This is a genomic window from Variovorax sp. SRS16, assembly GCF_901827165.1.
GTDB lineage: Bacteria > Pseudomonadota > Gammaproteobacteria > Burkholderiales > Burkholderiaceae_C > Variovorax.
Map to the genome: position 1 here is coordinate 2,622,581 of NZ_LR594666.1, position 17,706 is coordinate 2,640,286.

Consider the following 17,706-nt stretch of genomic DNA (forward strand, 5'->3'; position numbering starts at 1 on the left):
TCAGCAGGTTTCCAGCAGCCGGCGCAGCCGCGCGGTCAGTTGCACGAAGGCCGGCGTGTCGCGCATGTCGAGCGTGCGCTCGTCGGGCAGCTCGACCGGCACGATCTCGCGCACGCGGCCCGGATTGGCCGCCATCATCAGCACGCGCTGGCCGAGGAAGGCTGCCTCATGAATGCTGTGGGTGACGAACAGGATCGTGACGCCGGTTTCTTTCCACACGCGCAGCAGTTCCTCGTTGAGCCGGTCGCGCGTGATCTCGTCGAGCGCGCCGAAGGGCTCGTCCATCAGCAGGATCTTCGGGTCGCAGACCAGCGCGCGCGCGATCGACACGCGCTGGCGCTGGCCGCCCGACATCTCGTGCGGATAGGCGTTGGCGCGGTCCTTCAGGCCGACCAGCTCCAGCAGCTCCTGCGGCGTGCGCCGGCCCTTGCGTGCGGCGCCGCCGCCGACCTGCAGCGGCAGTTGGACGTTCTCGAGCGCAGTGCGCCACGGCAGCAGCGCGGCATCCTGGAACACGAAGCCGATGTCGCGATGGCCGCGTGCCACCTCGGGCGCGACCGACAGCACACTGAGCTTGCCGCGGCTCGCCGGCTGCAGGTCCGCCACCACGCGCAGGAAGGTCGACTTGCCGCAGCCCGACGGGCCCAGCAGCGTGAGGAATTCGCCGTGCCTCACCTCGAGGTCGAGGGACTGCAGGGCGACCACGTCGCGGCGCTCGGTGAAGAAGCGCACGCCGATGTCGCGCGCCGCGATCGCGGGCGCATCGGTGTTCAGCACGGCGGCCATCGCGCGTCAGGCCTTCGCCGTACGGGCAGCGGCGGTGGTCTTGAGGATGTCCATCGTCATGACGTCCTCCAGCTTCGGCGTCTTGGCGGTGAACTGCTTGAGCTGCGAATACAGCGAGATCTGGTCCTGCCAGATCGCCGGATCCATGGTGCCCCATCCTTGCGTCCTGGTGGTGTCGGTGAAGGCGTAGGCGAGCATCACGTCCAGCGCCTCGCGTTCGTCGGCGCGCACCAGGTTCGGGTATTCCTTGATCAGCAGATCGACCGACTGGTCGCGGTTGGCCTGCGCGTAGTGCCAGCCCTTGGCCGTGGCGCGCACGAAGCCGGCGATCGCCTTGCCGTTCTTCTTCAGCGTGTCGGGCGTGGCGTAGTAGGGCAGGGCATAGAGCTTGACGCCCGAATCCCACAGGCTCAGATCGACGCGATCCTTGCCGAGCACCTTGAGCGCGGTGGTGTTGGTGAGCCAGCCGGTCACCACGTCGACCTGGCCGTTCAGGAGCGGCGACATGTCGGCGCCGATGGGGATGATGTTGACGTCCTTCTCGGGGATGTCGTTCTTGGCCAGCAGCGCGCGCAGCAGCACCACGCCGGTGGACTGGATGCCGACCTTCTTGCCCACGAAGTCGGCCGGCTTGCGCACCGGTTTCTTCTCGAGCGAGAAGAAGCAGTAGGGATGGCGCTGGGCGCCGATCGCAAAGCACTGGATCGGCAAGCCCTGCGACACGGCGAGCATGATCGAGGGGCTGGACGACACCTGCCCGACTTCCTGCCGGCCCGCCGCCACGACCGCCACGCCATCGACGTTCGGACCGCCGGGAATGATGCTGAAGTCGACACCCTCCTGCTCGTAGTAGCCCAGGCGCTTGGCCACCACCTCGCCGATCTGGTTGCCGCCGGCGATCCAGCCGAGCTGCATCTTGATCTCGGCCTTGTCGGCCGCCAGCGCATCCACGGAGATCAGGCCGCCGAGCGCCAGTCCACCGGTGGCCAGCGAGGCCTTGAGCAGCTGCCGGCGATGCATGTTCGATGAAGCTTCCATGGAGACTCCTCTTTGAAGATTGCGAAAAAGACCGTGCGGCTGAGCAACGCGGAACGCAAAGAGGCGCGCATGTCAGGGCTGTGACGGATGCTAGGCATCTGGTCCTGCTGCACAAAGAATCTTTTTTCGCGATGGCCGCTGCCGAAATTCGCTCGGGCAGGACGAGCGTGCCGCCGCGAGCCTGGCGCGCAGGGCACCGCAACGGCGGCGGGCTTCGTGAGGGATGTCACGCCGCGGGCATCGAAGCGCGCGCGCGTCATGCGGCCGACGCGCGACCTTCCTATGCTGCCGGAGGATTTCCAGAATGCATCACCCCACCATGAACCCCGCAGACGCGGCCGTCGCTGCCCCGCGCCGGCCACGCCCGAGCGCCGACGGCCCCTTGCAACGCCTGATGGACGGCGGCGGCCTGTACCCGGTCTTCCAGCCGCTGCTGGACCTGCGCAAGGGTTCCGTGTATGGCCATGAAGCACTGATCCGCGGCCCGGCCGACGGGCCCTTCCACATGCCGGCCGAACTGCTGCAGCTGGCGGCGCGCGAATCGATGTCCAGGGAGTTCGAACTGCGCTGCGTCGACGTCACGCTGCACGCCTGGGGTCGCCTGGGCCAGCCCGGGCTGCTGTTCGTGAACCTGAGCGCCGACGGCCTCGTGCATGCCATGACCGGCACGCCCTCGTGCCTGCTGGAGCGCATGCTGGCGACCTCGCAGGTCTCGGCGCGCACGTTGGTGATCGAGCTCACCGAACGCGAACGCAGCAGCGACATCCGCGTGCTGCAGCAGGCGGTGAAAGGCCTGCATGCGATCGGCGCGCTGCTGGCGCTGGATGATTTCGGCGACGGCCATTCCAGCCTGCGCCTGTGGGCCGAACTGAAGCCCGACTTCGTCAAGATCGACAAGTTCTTCACCCACGCCATTGCCAGCCACACCGAGAACTTCGAGATGGTGCGCGCCATCCGCGGCATCAGCGAGGCCTTCGGCACCCGGCTCGTGGCCGAAGGCATCGAGACCGCGGACGACCTGCGCGTGCTGCGCGACCTCGACGTCGCCTACGGCCAGGGCTACCTGCTGGGCCGCCCGCAGAAGGCGCCGGTGACGGCCGCACCGGACGTGGTGATGGGCGTCGTCAAGGACAAGCGCATCGCCGTGATGCCGGGCGTGAGGCAGCTGGCCCGGGTCGGCGTGCTGCGCGGCCTGCCGATCATCCGGGCGCCCGACATCGGCCCGCAGACCACCAACGACGCGGTGTCGGCGCTGTTCCAGCGGCGCACCGACCTGCATGCGGTGGCCGTGGTCGACCAGGGCAAGCCGGTGGCGCTGATCAACCGGCAGAGTTTCATGGACCACTACGCGCGGCTCTATTTCCGCGAGGTGCACGGACGCCGGCCTGCCGTGGACTATGCCAACCGCACGCCGCGGGTGGTCGAGCTCGACGACGATGTCGAGGAGCTGATCGGCATCCTGACCTCGCAGGACCAGCGCTACCTGAGCGACGGCTTCATCATTGCCGAGAACGGCCGCTACCTGGGCCTGGGAACCGGCGACCAGCTGGTGCGTGCGGTCACCGAGACACGCATCGAGTCGGCGCGGCACGCCAATCCGCTGACCTTCCTGCCGGGCAACGTGCCGATCAGCATGCACATCGAGCGCCTGCTGGCCAGCGGCGCCGACTTCGTGGCGTGCTATGCGGACCTGGACAACTTCAAGCCCTTCAACGACCACTACGGCTACTGGCTCGGCGACGAGATGCTGCGCGCGGTGGCGCGGCTCCTGAGCGCGCGCTGCGACGAGCGCCGCGATTTCGTCGGCCATGTCGGCGGCGACGATTTCATCGTCCTGTTCCAGAGCCGCGACTGGGAGCAGCGCTGCCGCCTGATCATCGAGGACTTCGCGCGCGAGGCGGCGGACTTCTACGACGAGCCGGCGCGCGCGGCCGGCGGCATCGAGGCCGAGGACCGCCACGGCACCGCGCGGCTGTTCTCCTTCGCCGCCCTCTCCATCGGCGCGGTGCGCGTCACGCCGGGTCTGTGCCGGCGGGTCGAGGAAGTGGCGAACGAAGCGGCGATCGCCAAGCACGAGGCCAAGCTCGCGCCTTCGGGCCTCGCGGTGCGCACCGCGACGGCGGCCGCCTGACGGCTACTTGGTGCCGAAGATGCGGTCGCCGGCGTCGCCGAGGCCGGGCAGGATGTAGCCGTGGCTGTCGAGTTCGCGGTCGATCGCGGCGGTGTAGATCGGCACGTCGGGATGCGCGGCCTGCAAGGTCCTGATGCCTTCGGGGCAGGTCAGCAGGCACACGAACTTGATCGACTTCGGATTGAGTTCCTTCAGTCGTTCGACCGCCGCCACCGCCGAGTTGCCGGTGGCCAGCATCGGGTCGACCACGACGGCATCGCGCTCTTCCATGCCGCCCGGCATCTTGAAGTAGTACTCGACTGCGGTCAGCGTCTTGGGATCGCGGTACAGGCCGATGTGACCCACGCGCGCGCCGGGCACCACGCTGAGCATGCCGTCGAGGATGCCGGTGCCGGCGCGCAGGATCGACACCAGCACCAGCTTCTTGCCGTCGATCACCTTGGCGGTCATGGTCTCGAGCGGTGTCTCGACCTCGAGGTCTTGCATCGGCATGTCGCGCGTGACCTCGTAGGCCATCAGCATGCTGATCTCGTTGAGCAGGCGGCGGAAGCTGTTGGTGCTGGCTTCCTTGCGGCGCATCAGCGTGAGCTTGTGCTGGACCAGCGGATGGTCGATGAGGTGGACGTTGTTCATGGGTGGAGTCTAAAAGACGGTGCCGTCGCTCTCGATGCGCAGCGGCGGCGCGCCGTTGCGCAGGCGCTGTGCGAGCGTGCGGCCCGCGGCCCAGGTGCCGCCTTCCAGCACGCGGGCCAGCGGCAGTTCCTCGTCGCTGCGGCCGAGCACCTTGCGCACCCGCGGCGCGAGTTCGTCGAGCAGGGCGACGGTGAGGGCGCGCCATTCGACGATGAATTCGTCGCTCACCTTCCAGGTCCGCTCCAGCAAGGCCGCATTCTTCGGCACGATCATGCCGCTGTCGATCAGCAGGCCGCCGTTGCGGTATTCGGGCAGGGCGGTCAGCGCGTCGACGTGGCGGACCTTGACGCCGGCCCATTCGAAGGGCTCGAGCAGCGAATAGGCGAGCCACTGCGACAGCTTGTGGAAGGGCATCCAGCCGTTGGTCAGTCCGGGCCCTGTGACGGCGCTGTGGCGCCAGCAGTCGCCGAGCGCGAGCGCGGGATCGCCCGAGCCGATCGCGCCGGCCGTGTCGCTGCCGTCGGCCGCGATGCTGTCGATCGCATTGGCCATCGGCCAGATGCGCGAGAGCGATTCGAGCAGCAGCGACAGGATCTCGTGCGCGGAGATCTCGGCGGTCGGCGGCGCGGCGGGGCCATAGGGGCCGACCAGCGCATCGAACAGGCCGCCGGGACGGCCATCGTCGCCGAAGGTCTCGGGCTGCTCGTGCATCGCTTCGCCGAGGCGGCGCAGCAGGGTGGCACGGCCCGCAAGCCCGACCAGCGGATTGGCGGTGCTGGCCTGGAAGGCATCGCCCAGCCGGTCGGTTACCAGCGCACGCAGGCCGGCCGCATCGGCCTGCAGCGGCTGGTCGGGGTCGGACGAGAACAGGCCGTTCGTGAAGGCATGGAAGCTCGCGACGCCCAGGCCTTCGGAGCGCGTGAAGCGCTGGCCGGTGGACGCTTCGACATAGAGCCAGTCGGGCCCGGCGCCGGCATCGAGCAGCACGCTCACCAGCACCAGGTCGATGTGGGTGCGGGCGCGCTGGCGCAGGTCGGCGCGGCCCAGCAGCTTGTCGAGTTCCGCGAGGCGGTTCACGCCGCCGGCCTCGAAATGGCGCCAGCGGCTGTGATACGGGATCGGGTTCCAGGGATAGCGGTCGCGCGTCACCTCGGACACGGTGCGGGCCGTGTCCTCCATCGCGTTGTCGTCGCCGATGGTGAACCACTGCGATTCGCCGCGGCGCGCGCGCGCCAGCAGGGCCGCCGCGCGCTCGCGGATCGCGACGGTGGTGCGCAGCACGGCCGCGGCGCCCGCGGGTTGGCGGGTGTCGTCGCGCAGCTCGACCAGCGGGTCGACGTGGCCGTGCGCATCGGCGCTGCGCACGGCCGCATTGGCGGTCGGCCGGTCGGGGTCCAGTCCGTAGTTGTCCTTGCTCATTCGCTCAGTCCTCGGCCCTTGGCCTTCTTCAGTTCCTCGGCGTCCGGCACCGCGCCGGGCGTGAAATAGCCGGCCGCCATCTTGGCGTCCATCTCGACGCGCGCGTCGGCCGGGATCAGTTCGTCGGGGATGTTGACGCGCGTGCCGATCTCGATGCCCGAGCCCGTGATGGCGTCGAACTTCATGTTGCTCATCGACACCAGCCGGTGGATCTTGCGGATGCCGAGCCAGTGGAACACGTCGGGCATCAGCTCCTGGAAGCGCATGTCCTGCACGCCGGCCACGCACTCGGTGCGCGCGAAATACTGGTCGGCGGTGTCGCCGCCGATCTGGCGCTTGCGTGCGTTGTAGACCAGGAACTTGGTGACCTCGCCGAGCGCGCGGCCTTCCTTGCGCGAATAGGCGATCAGGCCGACGCCGCCGCGCTGCGCGCCCTGGATGCATTCCTCGATCGCGTGGGTGAGATAGGGCCGGCAGGTGCAGATGTCGGAGCCGAAGACGTCCGAGCCATTGCATTCGTCATGGATGCGGGCCGTGAGCTCGACCTCCGGGTTGGCGAGGTCGCGCGGGTTGCCGAAGATGTAGAGCGTCTGGCCACCGATCGGTGGAAGAAACACCTCGAGGTCGGAGCGCGTGACGAGCTCGGGGTACATGCCGCCGGTTTCCTCGAACAGCACGCGGCGCAGGTCGGTTTCGGAGCAGCCGAAGCGCTTGGCAACCGCGGGCAGGAACCACACCGGCTCGATCGCCGCCTTGGTGACCATCGCCGCGCCGCCGGCGGTGAGGAACTTGCCGTCGGCCTTGAGGCGGCCGCTTTGCAGCGCCTCGATCACCTCGGGCAGGATCACGTGCGCCTTGGTGATGGCGATCGTGGGCCGGATGTCGTAGCCGGCCGCGAGCTCGGCCGAGAACACGTCGGCCACCAAGGCGCCCCAGGGATCGAGCGACACGATGCGGCCGGGCTCGCTCCATTGCGGATAGGGGCCGATCACGTCGGTCGGCGAGGTGTTGGTGAGGTCGGCCTTGTGCTTCGGATCGAGCGCGCCCGAAGCCACGGCCAGGGCGCGGTACACGCTGTAGGAGCCGCTGTGCGTGCCGATCACGTTGCGGTGCGCGCGCTTGGTGGTGGTGCCGACGACCGGTCCGCGCTCGGTCGCGGTGGCCGCGCCCCAGTGGATCGGCAGGGCGCCGAAGCCGCCTGCGTGCGAGGTCAGGCGAATGTGGCGCGGCGACGCGGCGGACCCCGGTGGAGGATTGAGCGACGGGGCATCGACGGATGGCATGGCGTTCTCCAAAAACACACTTTAGAGCATGACGACGATCGTCGTCACGGCTCGCGTCGCGAAGCGGAGATGCGCACACCGATCCGGCGACCCGGCCTGTATCGGTTCTGAAGCTAGCGTCGCGTCTTGGCGCCGAAGATCCCGCCCAGCACGCCACGCAGGATCTCGCGGCCGACGGTGGTGCCCATGGTGCGCACGGCGGACTTCGCCATCGTCTGCGCAAGCCCGTCGTGCTTGCCGCCACGCGGACCGGTCGAGCCGAACAGGATCTCGTTGAGGCTGCCCATCACGCCGCCGCCCGAGGCTTGCGTGGCCGGCGCACCCGCAGGGCCTGCAGCCACGGGCGCATCGGGCGCGGAATCGGCGCGGCCCTTCAGTTTTTCGTAGGCCGACTCGCGGTCCACCGTCTTTTCGTACACACCGGCCACCAGCGAGTTCGCCATCAGCGCCTGCCGCTGCTCGGGCGTGATCGGGCCGATGCGGCTGCCGGGCGGCAGCACATAGACGCGCTCGGTCACGGTCGGCCGGCCCTTGTCGTCCAGGAAGCTCGCCAGTGCCTCGCCGACGGCCAGCTCGGTGATCGCGGCCTCGATGTCCAGGCCCGGCTTCTGCCGCATGGTGGTCGCCGTGGCCTTCACCGCCTTCTGGTCGCGCGGCGTGAAGGCGCGCAGCGCGTGCTGCACGCGGTTGCCCAGCTGGGCCAGCACCGAGTCGGGAATGTCGAGCGGGTTCTGTGTGACGAAGAACACGCCCACGCCCTTGGAGCGCACCAGCCGCACCACGAGCTCGATGCGCTCGACCAGCGCCTTGGGCGCCTCGTTGAACAGCAGGTGGGCCTCGTCGAAGAAGAACACCAGCTTGGGCTGCTCGGGGTCGCCGATCTCGGGCAGTTGCTCGAACAGCTCGGACAGCAGCCACAAGAGGAAGGTCGCGTAGAGGCGCGGCGAGCTCATCAGCTTGTCGGCCGCCAGGATGTTCACGACGCCCTTGCCGCCGACGGTCTGCATGAAGTCGGCGATGTTGAGCATCGGCTCGCCGAAGAACTTGTCGCCGCCCTGGCTCTCGATCTGCAGCAGGCCGCGCTGGATCGCGCCCACGCTGGCGGCGCTGACGTTGCCGTACTGGGTGGTGAACTGGCCGGCGTTCTCGCCGACGTGCTGCAGCATCGCGCGCAGGTCCTTGAGATCGAGCAGCAGCAGGCCGTTGTCGTCGGCGATCTTGAAGACGATGTTCAGCACGCCGGCCTGGGTGTCGTTGAGGTTGAGCATGCGGCCCAGCAGCAGCGGGCCCATGTCCGAGATCGTGGCCCGCACCGGATGGCCCTGTTCGCCGAACACGTCCCACAGCGTGACCGGGCAGGCGAGGGCGGCGGGTTGCTCGAGCCCGCGTTCCTTCAGCGTGGCGGCCATCCTGTCGCCGATGCTGCCCTGCTGGCTGATGCCGGTCAGGTCGCCCTTGACGTCGGCCATGAACACGGGCACGCCGATGCCGGAGAGCTTCTCGGCGATGGTCTGAAGGGTGACGGTCTTGCCCGTGCCGGTCGCACCGGTGATCAGGCCGTGCCGGTTGGCAAGGCCCGGCAGCAGGCTGCATTCGGTGGTGTCGTGGCGGGCGATCAGCAAGGGCTCGGCCATTGGGGGCTTCCGTTCGTTGGTACGAAGAGCAGTCTATCGAAGCCGGCCTCCTATAATTCCGGACCGTGCGATAGTTCCCGAAAAAGTTCCCGGAGTTTGCCTTGTCATCGAGTGCCCAGTCCCCCCTTTCCGCCGTTGGCGACGCGTCCGAACAATCCCCTCTCGAGAACGAGCTGGCCGTGCTGCTGGTCGAGTCGCTCAATCTCGAGGTCGCACCTTCGGACATCGTGCCCACGGCGCCGCTCTATGGCGAAGGGCTCGGGCTCGACTCGATCGACATCCTCGAAGTCGCACTCGAGGTGTCGCGCAAATACGGCTTCCAGCTGCGCTCCGACGATGAGCGCAATCAGCAAATCTTCGAGTCGCTGCGCAGTCTTGCGACGCACGTCGCGCAGAATCGCGGCGCTTCCTGATCCATGTCTCGATGGCGCATGGCGCTCCTGCTGATCGCGGGGGTGAGCTATGCCGGCGTTTCCCAATGGATGATGCTCTACCACCCGGCCGCACCCTGGGCCGTGGTGGTGCTGCTCGGGCCGCTGTGGCTCACCGCATGGGGCATCGTCGCCAGCCGCTTCGGTGCCTGGGGCATGGGGCTGGGCGCTGTGGCCGGACTGGTTGCGTTCGCCTTCGTGCTGCACGGCGGCATCGGTGATCCCAACCTGCTCTACATGCTGCAGCACGTGAGCATCAATGTGCTGTTGTGCGGCTGGTTCGGCGCGTCGCTGCGCGGCGACGGCCTGTCCCTCATCGGCCAGTTCGCCGCGCGCGTGCATCCGATGTCGCCGGCCATGTGCACCTACACCGGCAACGTGACGCGTGTCTGGACGCTGTACTTCGCGCTGATGGCCGTGGCCTCGGTCGCGGTCTATGCGAGCCTGTCCTTCGCTGCCTGGTCGGTGCTGGCCAACCTGCTGACGCCGCTGTGCATCGTCGGTCTTTTCGTGGGCGAGCATCTGCTGCGCTATCGCCTGCATCCCGAATTCGAGCGCACGCGCATGATCGATGCCGTGCGCGCCTTCTATGGCGAGCCGGCCGATCCCGCCGCGCGCCGTTGAACGACGAGCTTCCGACGTTGAGCCAATCTTCTCTCTTGCCGCTGCTCGCGAGCCGCGATCTCGACCAGCCGCTGGCCTGGCGCCATGGCGTGCCGGTGAGTGCGCGCGAGTTCCTCGCCGACGTGGCGCGCTTCGCACCCACGCTGCCTGCGGGCGGTCCGGCCGTCAATCTCTGCGGCGATCGCTATGCCTTCGCCGTCAGTCTGGGCGCCGCGCTGGTGCGCGGACTGACCAGCCTGCTGCCGCCCGATGCGCGCCCCGACACGCTGGCCCGCCTGTGCGACGCCGGCGGCCGGACTTTTGCCATTGCCGACGCCGCCAACACCGAGACGCCCGGCATGCCGCGCGTGCTGTTCGAGGCGCAGCCCGCTGCCGTGGCTTCACCCGATCAGCCCGTGCCTGCGATCGACGCCGGCCTGCATGCGGTGAGCCTGCTGACCTCGGGCTCGACCGGCACGCCGCAGCCGCATGCCAAGACCTGGCAGACGCTGGTCGGCGACGTGGCTGCCGCGGTCGATCGCCTGTCCGGCATGCTCGGGCGATCTTCGCTGGCCGGGCTGACGCTGGTCGCGACGGTGCCGGTGCAGCACAGCTACGGACTCGAGTCCTCGGCCTTGCTGGCCATGCTGGGCGGCGCCGCATTCGACAGCGGTCGGCCCTTCTTTCCGGCCGACGTGGCGCGCACGCTCGCCTCGGTGCCGCAGCCGCGCGCGCTGGTGACCACGCCCTTCCACCTGAAGACGCTGCTGCTGGCCGGCATCGCGCTGCCGCCGGTGGACCTGATCCTGTCGGCCACGGCGCCGCTCTCGCCGCAACTCGCGGCGCAGGCGGAGCAGGCGATGGGCGGTGCGCTGATCGAGATCTACGGCAGCACCGAGTCCGGCCAGGTCGCGACGCGGCGGCCGACCCAGAGCGAAATCTGGGAAACCTTCGGCGAGATCCGCGTGCATGCCGAGCGCGACGACAAGGGCGCCGAGCGCTTCGTCTTCGAGGGCGACTTCATTCCCGAACCGACGCCGATGGCCGACGTGCTGGAGCTGCTCGATGCGCGCCGCTTCCGCTTGTTCGGCCGTGCCAACGACCTGATCCACGTCGCCGGGCGGCGCAGTTCGCTGGGCTACCTCAACCACCATCTCAACAGCATTCCCGGCGTCGTCGACGGGGCGTTCTGGCTGCCCGACGATGTGACCGACGGCGTGGTGCGACCGGTCGCCTTCGTGGTGGCGCCGACGCTCGATGCGCACGCGATCATCGCGGCGCTGCGCGAGCGCCTGGAGGCGGTGTTCGTGCCGCGCCGCGTGGTGCAGGTCGCGGCGTTTCCGCGCGAGGGCACGGGCAAGCTCACGGCGCGCTCGCTGCGCGAGTTCGCACTGGCCCAACTGGCCTCGGACGGCACGCCGGTGCAGATCACGCGCGACGTGCCGCAGGACCATCCGGCTTTCGCCGGCCACTTTCCGGGCCAGCCGCTCCTGCCTGGCGCGCTGCTGCTGTCCGAGGTGCTGGAGGCGATCCGCGGCGTTCCCGCGCTGGCGGCCCGCATCGGCGCGCAGCCGACGCTGGCCGCGGCCAAGTTCCTCGCGCCCGTGCGCCCGGGCAGCGCGCTCGTGATCGATCTCGTCCCGGAAACGGGCGCCTCGCGCGGGCTGCGCTTCGAGGTCCGCTGCGACGGCGTGGTCGCTGCCAGCGGGCGCTGGACGCCGGCGGCGAGCGCGCCGGCATGAGCGGACCGCCACCCGAGGCCGGCGGCACCAAGTCGCGCCAGGCCGAATGGTCGCGCACGCCCGAGCGCAGCAACATGCTGGCGCTGCGCGTGATCTGCTGGATCGCCATCCAGTGCGGTCGCCCGCTCGCGCGGGGGGTGCTGCACCTGATCAGCGTGTACTTCCTGCTGTTCTCGCCGACGCCGCGCCGTCACATCAAGCGCTACCTGTTTCGTGCGATCGGGCCGAATGCGGGATGGAGCGACGGCTACAAGCTGCTTCACGCCTTCGCATCGACGGTGCTGGACCGCATCTATTTCCTGCGCGGCCGCATGGACCTGTTCGACGTCAAGGTCCAGGGCAACGTGCCGGTCGAGGCCGAAGCGCAGGCGGGCCGGGGCGCCTTCCTGCTCGGTGCGCACGTCGGCAGCTTCGAGGCGCTCGGCGCCTGCAAGCACCAGAGCGGCTGTCCCGAGGATCTTCGGCTCGCGATGCTGATGTACCCGGACAACGCGCAGCAGATCAACGCGGTGCTCAATGCGATCGCGCTGCCCGAACTGCGGCCGCACGTGATCGCGCTGGGCCGGCCGCATTCGATGCTGGCGCTGCGCGACTGGCTCGATACCGGCGGCCTCGCAGGCCTGCTGGCGGACCGCACGTTGTCCGGCCCCGAGGAAGCGGGCCAGCAACGCGGCAGCAGCATCGCGCTGCCTTTTCTCGGCGCGCCGGCGCTCTTCAACGATGGCCCGTTCCGGCTCGCCGCGCTGCTGCGGCGCAAGGTCTTCTTCATGGCCGGGCTCTATGCCGGCGGCGCCCGTTACGATGTGCTCTTCGAGCCGCTGGCCGATTTCAGCGAGCGCATCACCAACCCCGAGGAACGGGAGCGGCGCATCCGCGCCGCGCTCGAAAGCTACGTGACGCGGCTCGAGGCGCTGTGCCGTGCCTACCCCTACAACTGGTTCAACTTCCATGATTTCTGGCTCGAAGATTCGGTTTGACCGCTGGTGCCGAGGCCTGCTGATCGTGCTGGCGTTCTCCGCCTCGTCGGCCTGGGCCTTCGATCTGCCCGAGCTGATGGGCCTGCTGGCACAGCAGAAGAAGGGCGAGGCGCGCTTCACCGAACAGCGCTTCGTGCACGGCCTCGAAGGCCCGCTCGATGCCAGCGGCGTGTTGAGCTTCACCGCGCCCGACAAGCTGACCCGGCGCACGCTGACGCCGCGGCCTGAAACGATGAGCGTCGACGGCAACACGCTGACGCTGTCGCGTGGTGGCCGCACCCGCACGCTCACGCTCGACAGCATGCCCGAACTGCTCGGCCTGGTGGAAGCCATGCGCGGCACGCTGAGCGGCAACACGCAGAGCCTGCAGCGCTATTTCCGCAGCACGGTCGCGGGTTCCAGCGACCATTGGACGCTCTCGCTGACGCCGATCGACGAGCGGCTGGCCGCCCAGGTGCGCATGCTGGTTCTCAGCGGACGCGGCGGCGAGGTGCTCGGGGTCGAGATGGTGTTCATCGGCGGCGACCGCTCGGTGATGACCATCACGCCCGAACGCAGCGCCGGCACGCCGGCCACGGCGCCTTCGCGTTCGCCGCCGTGATGACGCGCGGCGCTGCACCCAGCCGGCGGCATGTCGCGCTGGCGCTCGGCATCTGGCTCCTGATGCTGCTGGTCGGCATCACGCTGATCGCGCGCACCCATTTCAGCGCCGACCTGTCGGCCTTCCTGCCCGAGAGCCCCGACGCGCGGCAGCGCGTGCTGATCGAGCAACTGCAAAGCGGCATCGCGTCGCGCACGATCTTCATCGGCATCGAAGGCGGCAAGGATGCGGCGCAGCGCGCGGTGGTGTCCCGTGCGGTGGCGGCATCGATGCGCGAGAGCCGGCTTTTCGACCAGGTCCAGAACGGCGACACCAGCGAATGGAAGTCGGCCGGCACCTGGGTCTTCGACCACCGGTTCCGCCTCTCGTCGGACGTCACGCCCGAACGCTTCACCGCCGCGGGATTGCGCGATGGCATCGTCGATGCGCTGTCGATGCTCGGCACGCCGGCCGGCAACGCGCTCAAGCCGCTGCTGGAGCGCGACCCCATCGGCGAGACGCAGCGCATCGCCGAGGCGCTGATCCCGGCGAGCTCGCCGCGCAGCGAGGAGGGCGTGTGGGTGTCGCGCAGTGCGCCGCGCGCGCTGATCCTGGCGACCACACGCGCCGCCGGCAGCGACCTCGATGCGGTCGCGGCGGCGATCGCGCGCATTCAGGGCGCCTTCGATGCCGCGACGCACGACATGGCCGGCACGGGACCGCGGCTGGAACTCAGCGGCGCACCGGTGTTCTCGGTCCAGAGCCGCGACCAGATCAAGAGCGAGGCGATCCACCTGGCCATCGTCGGCGGCATCGTGATGGGTGCCTTGCTGCTGCTGGCCTTCGCATCGCCGCGCGCCTTGGTGATCGCGCTGCTGCCGGTGGCCACCGGCGTGGTCGCGGGCACGGCCACCGTCAGCGTGGTGTTCGGCGGCGTGCACGGCCTCACCATGGGCTTCGGCAGCACGCTGATCGGCGAGACCGTCGACTACGCGATCTACTACCTGATCCAGGCGCGCGGCGCGGCGGTGCCGGGCACCGGGTGGCAACGCTGGCGCGACATCCATTGGCCGACGGTGCGGCTCGGCCTGCTGACCTCGGTGTGTGGTTTTGCCGCGCTCGTTTTCTCGGGCTTTCCGGGACTCGCGCAACTGGGGGTGTTCTCGCTCGCCGGGCTGATCGCCGCCGCGCTGGTGGCGCGCTACGTGCTGCCCGTGCTTGCGCCCGATGGCGCGACCGGCATGGGCATGCGCGGGCAGATGGCGCGGGTCGCCGGCGTGCTGGTGCGCAACCTGCCGCGATTGCGTTGGGTGTTCGTCGGCCTTGGCGTCGCGGCGCTCGCGCTGGTGCTCTGGCAGGGCGGGGATCTGTGGCGCGCCAATCTCGGCGCGATGAGCCCGGTGCCCAAGGCCGCGCAGGAACTCGATGCCGAGCTGCGCGGCGACATCGGCGCCAGCGACGGCGGCACGCTGATCGTGATCCACGGCGCGGACGTGCAATCGACCCTGCGCAGCACCGAGGCCGCCGGTGCGCGCCTCGAAGCGCTGGTCGACAAGGGCGACCTCGCCGGCTACGAAACCGTCTCGCGCCTCTTGCCGAGCGAGGCGGCGCAGGCCGCGCGCATCGCGAGCCTGCCGGATGCCGCGACCTTGCGCACGCGCTTGGCCGAAGCGACGCAGGGCCTGCCGTTGCCGGCCTCTCGCCTCGAACCCTTCATTGCCGATGTCGAGGCCGCCAAGGCCCAGCCCATGATCGAGCGCGCCGACCTGCAGGACAGCCCGCTCGAGGCCGTGATCAACGCGCTGATGTTCGAGCGCCAGGCCGGCGGCTGGTCGACGCTGATCGCGCTGCACCCCGGCACCAGCTTCGATGCGGCGCGCCTCGCGGCGGCACTCGACGGCATGGCCGATGTGCAGGTGGTGAATGTCGGCGACGAGCTCGCGAGCCTCTACAAGCGCTACCTGCACGAGGCTTTCGTGCAGGTCATGCTGGGCGCGCTCGCCGTGGTCGTGTTGCTGGGCCTCTACCTGCGTTCCGGGCGCCGGCTGCTGGCGGTGTGCCAGCCGCTGGTGGTCGCGGTGGTGCTGACGCTCGGCGGCATGGCGGCGCTGCAGGTGCCGCTCGGGATCCTGCACCTGGTGGGCCTGCTGCTGATCGTCGCCGTCGGCTCCAACTACGCGCTCTTCTTCGACCAGCTGCGCGAGACCGGCCGCGCCGACGAAGACACGCTGGCGTCATTGATGCTGGCCAATCTCACGACCGTGGTGTCCTTTGGCCTGATCGCGATATCGAACATTCCGGCACTGTCGTCGATCGGACGCGTGGTCGCGCCCGGCGCGTTGCTGGCGCTGCTGCTGTCGGCCGCCTTTGCGCGCGCACCGGCCCCGCCACGGCGCTGATGGGAAAATCCGCCGTCATGTCGTCCATCGCTTCCGCCCCCGAATCCTGGCCCTGGCCGCCGATCGTGCGCGCCAGTGTGGGCTGGCATCTGCTGGCCGTCGGCGCAGCGGTGTTCGTGCCGGGCGCGGCGCCGTGGGCCATCGGCGCGATCGTGCTCAACCATGTGCTGATCACCGCGGCCGGCCTCACGCCGCGCAGCAGCCTGCTGGGGCCGAACGTCACGCGCTTGCCGAAGGCCGCGGCCGACCGGCGCGAGATCGCGCTGACGATCGACGACGGCCCCGACCCCGAGGTCACGCCGCAGGTGCTGGACCTGCTCGATGCGCACGGCCAGCGCGCCACCTTCTTCTGCATCGCCGACTGCGTGCTCGCGCACCCGGCGCTGGCGCGCGAGATCGTCGCGCGCGGCCACAGCATCCAGAACCACACGGCACAGCATCGCCACAATTTTTCCTTCCTCGGGCCGCGCGGCTTCGCGGCCGAGATCTCGCGCGCGCAGCAGGTGCTCGAAGAGACCACCGGTCAGCGTCCGGACTGCTTTCGCGCGCCTGCGGGCCTGCGCAATCCTTTTCTCGCGCCGGTGCTGCATCGGCTGGGGCTCTCGCTGGTGAGCTGGACGCGCCGCGGCTTCGACACGCGCGAGCGCGATGCGGCCACCGTGCTGGCCCGCCTCACGCGCGGCCTCGCGGCCGGCGACATCCTGCTGCTGCACGACGGCCATGCGGCGCGCACCGCGGCCGGGAGGCCCGTGGTGCTCGAAGTGCTGCCGCCGCTGCTGGCGCGCATCCGTGCCGATGGGCTGCGTGCCGTCACCTTGCCGGAAGCGCTGGCCGCATGAACGCACGAGTGTCGACCGACGCCGCGTGGCGTCAATTGCACGAGGCCGCCACTGCGCCGTACAAGAAGGCCGGCAAGTTCGCGTGGCATTTCGCGCGCGGCAAGCTCGGTCGCGATCCGGTGTTCCGCGGACTGGTCGAGCGCGGGCTGATCGGCGAAGGCCGCAGCCGGGTGGTGGACATCGGCTGCGGCCAGGGCCTGTTCGCCAGCCTTCTGTCGGCCATGGGTGCGATGCAGTCGCAGCCGGGCCGCTGGCCGGCCTCCTGGTGCGTCACGGCGACGCCGGCCGACTACACCGGCATCGAACTGATGCCGAAGGACGTGGCGCGTGCCGAGGCCTCGGTGGGGCATCTGCAACCGGCGCCGCGCTTTCTCTGTGCCGACATGTGCACCGCTGCCTTGCCCGCGACCGATCTGGTGGTGATCCTCGATGTGCTGCACTACGTCGACCTCGAGGCGCAGGAAGGCGTGCTGCGCCGCGTGCGCGACGCGCTGCAGCCCGGCGGCCGCCTGCTGCTGCGCATCGGCGATGCGGCCGACCGGCGTGCCTTCGCGATCAGCCAGTACGTCGACCGCACCGTGACGCGCGTGCGCGGCCATCGGGTCTCGCCGACCTGGGGCCGGCCGCTGAAGGACTGGATGGCGCTGCTGCAGCGCCTTGGCTTTTCCGTGCAGAGCCTGCCGATGAGCGAAGGCACGCCCTTCGCCAACGTGCTGCTTGTGGCCGATCTCAAGGAATTTTCATGACCGTCCCCCAGACGCTCGATCGGGCCGGCATCGCACAACGCATTCCCCACAGCGGCACCATGTGCCTGCTCGAACGACTCGAGTCGTGGGATGCGCAGGCCATTCACTGCACCACCACCACCCATGCGCATGCCGAGAATCCCTTGCGCACCGCCGGCGGTCTGCTCGCGCCGAACGCGATCGAGTACGCGGCGCAGGCGATGGCGCTGCATGGCGGCCTGCTGGCGGCGGAGGGCAGCGAGCCTTCGGCCGGCTTTCTCGCCAGCGCGCGCAACGTGCGGCTGGCGGTCGAGCGCCTCGACGACGTGGCCGGCGCGCTGCATGTGCATGCGCTGCGCATGTCCGGCGACGTCAACCAGATCCTCTATGAATTCGCAGTGAGGGACGCGCAAGGCCGGGCGCTGGCCGAAGGCCGTGCGGTGGTCGTCCTCAACACGCCGCTGGCCGGCAAGGAAAACCCATGAG

16 protein-coding genes are annotated in these 17,706 nt (G+C 69.5%); 10 read left to right on the forward strand and 6 right to left on the reverse strand.

The window, feature by feature from the left end:
- Together E5P2_RS12690 and E5P2_RS12695 are read right to left on the reverse strand one after the other, a co-directional pair.
- Positions 1 to 786, reverse strand: a complete 786-nt coding sequence (locus tag E5P2_RS12690) for an ABC transporter ATP-binding protein (RefSeq protein WP_162567517.1) — start codon at positions 784 to 786, stop codon at positions 1 to 3.
- Between the two features lie 6 nt (positions 787 to 792).
- Positions 793 to 1,824 (reverse strand): ABC transporter substrate-binding protein, encoded by a 1,032-nt coding sequence (locus E5P2_RS12695; RefSeq protein WP_162567518.1) that lies wholly within the window; start codon positions 1,822 to 1,824, stop codon positions 793 to 795.
- 304 nt (positions 1,825 to 2,128) lie between these two features.
- Here E5P2_RS12695 and E5P2_RS12700 point away from each other — a divergent pair, with 304 nt between their 5' ends.
- Positions 2,129 to 3,955, forward strand: a complete 1,827-nt coding sequence (locus E5P2_RS12700; protein ID WP_162567519.1) for an EAL domain-containing protein — start codon at positions 2,129 to 2,131, stop codon at positions 3,953 to 3,955.
- Between the two features lie 3 nt (positions 3,956 to 3,958).
- Here the strand turns inward: E5P2_RS12700 and upp are convergent, their stop codons facing one another.
- The 4 genes from upp to E5P2_RS12720 all read right to left on the reverse strand — a co-directional run bounded on the left by upp (position 3,959) and on the right by E5P2_RS12720 (position 8,924).
- Positions 3,959 to 4,588: a uracil phosphoribosyltransferase gene (gene upp, locus E5P2_RS12705; RefSeq protein ID WP_162567520.1), complete on the reverse strand. Its 630-nt coding sequence runs from the start codon at positions 4,586 to 4,588 to the stop codon at positions 3,959 to 3,961.
- Positions 4,589 to 4,597: 9 nt separating this feature from the next.
- Positions 4,598 to 6,007 carry a DUF1688 family protein gene (locus tag E5P2_RS12710; RefSeq protein ID WP_162567521.1) on the reverse strand — a complete coding sequence of 470 codons (1,410 nt, stop codon included), beginning with the start codon at positions 6,005 to 6,007 and terminating at the stop codon, positions 4,598 to 4,600.
- Complete coding sequence (locus E5P2_RS12715; protein ID WP_162567522.1) at positions 6,004 to 7,290, reverse strand: GTP cyclohydrolase II; 1,287 nt, start codon at positions 7,288 to 7,290, stop codon at positions 6,004 to 6,006. The genes E5P2_RS12710 and E5P2_RS12715 overlap by 4 nt, the downstream gene beginning before the upstream one ends.
- 113 nt (positions 7,291 to 7,403) lie before the next feature.
- Positions 7,404 to 8,924, reverse strand: a complete 1,521-nt coding sequence (locus E5P2_RS12720; protein WP_162567523.1) for a helicase HerA-like domain-containing protein — start codon at positions 8,922 to 8,924, stop codon at positions 7,404 to 7,406.
- Positions 8,925 to 9,025: 101 nt separating this feature from the next.
- Here E5P2_RS12720 and E5P2_RS12725 point away from each other — a divergent pair, with 101 nt between their 5' ends.
- Genes E5P2_RS12725 through E5P2_RS12765 form a run of 9 tightly spaced genes read left to right on the forward strand, consistent with a single transcriptional unit; the run spans position 9,026 to position 17,705 of the window.
- Complete coding sequence (locus E5P2_RS12725) at positions 9,026 to 9,337, forward strand: phosphopantetheine-binding protein (protein ID WP_162567524.1); 312 nt, start codon at positions 9,026 to 9,028, stop codon at positions 9,335 to 9,337.
- Between the two features lie 18 nt (positions 9,338 to 9,355).
- Positions 9,356 to 9,979 (forward strand): hypothetical protein, encoded by a 624-nt coding sequence (locus E5P2_RS12730; RefSeq protein WP_232080679.1) that lies wholly within the window; start codon positions 9,356 to 9,358, stop codon positions 9,977 to 9,979.
- Between the two features lie 17 nt (positions 9,980 to 9,996).
- Positions 9,997 to 11,700 (forward strand): AMP-binding protein, encoded by a 1,704-nt coding sequence (locus E5P2_RS12735; RefSeq protein WP_162567526.1) that lies wholly within the window; start codon positions 9,997 to 9,999, stop codon positions 11,698 to 11,700.
- A complete protein-coding gene (locus E5P2_RS12740; protein ID WP_162567527.1) occupies positions 11,697 to 12,677 on the forward strand; it encodes an acyl-CoA synthetase in 981 nt (326 codons plus the stop codon). Before E5P2_RS12735 ends, E5P2_RS12740 begins: the two co-directional genes overlap by 4 nt.
- Positions 12,649 to 13,278 carry a LolA-related protein gene (locus E5P2_RS12745; RefSeq protein WP_162567528.1) on the forward strand — a complete coding sequence of 210 codons (630 nt, stop codon included), beginning with the start codon at positions 12,649 to 12,651 and terminating at the stop codon, positions 13,276 to 13,278. The genes E5P2_RS12740 and E5P2_RS12745 overlap by 29 nt, the downstream gene beginning before the upstream one ends.
- Positions 13,278 to 15,656, forward strand: coding sequence for an MMPL family transporter (locus E5P2_RS12750; RefSeq protein WP_162567529.1), 2,379 nt, complete (start codon positions 13,278 to 13,280; stop codon positions 15,654 to 15,656). Before E5P2_RS12745 ends, E5P2_RS12750 begins: the two co-directional genes overlap by 1 nt.
- Positions 15,656 to 16,495, forward strand: a complete 840-nt coding sequence (locus E5P2_RS12755; protein ID WP_162567530.1) for a polysaccharide deacetylase family protein — start codon at positions 15,656 to 15,658, stop codon at positions 16,493 to 16,495. The genes E5P2_RS12750 and E5P2_RS12755 overlap by 1 nt, the downstream gene beginning before the upstream one ends.
- Positions 16,492 to 17,241: a class I SAM-dependent methyltransferase gene (locus tag E5P2_RS12760; protein ID WP_162567531.1), complete on the forward strand. Its 750-nt coding sequence runs from the start codon at positions 16,492 to 16,494 to the stop codon at positions 17,239 to 17,241. Before E5P2_RS12755 ends, E5P2_RS12760 begins: the two co-directional genes overlap by 4 nt.
- A complete protein-coding gene (locus E5P2_RS12765) occupies positions 17,238 to 17,705 on the forward strand; it encodes a hydroxymyristoyl-ACP dehydratase (RefSeq protein WP_162567532.1) in 468 nt (155 codons plus the stop codon). Before E5P2_RS12760 ends, E5P2_RS12765 begins: the two co-directional genes overlap by 4 nt.
- The last annotated feature ends 1 nt before the right edge of the window (position 17,706 follow it).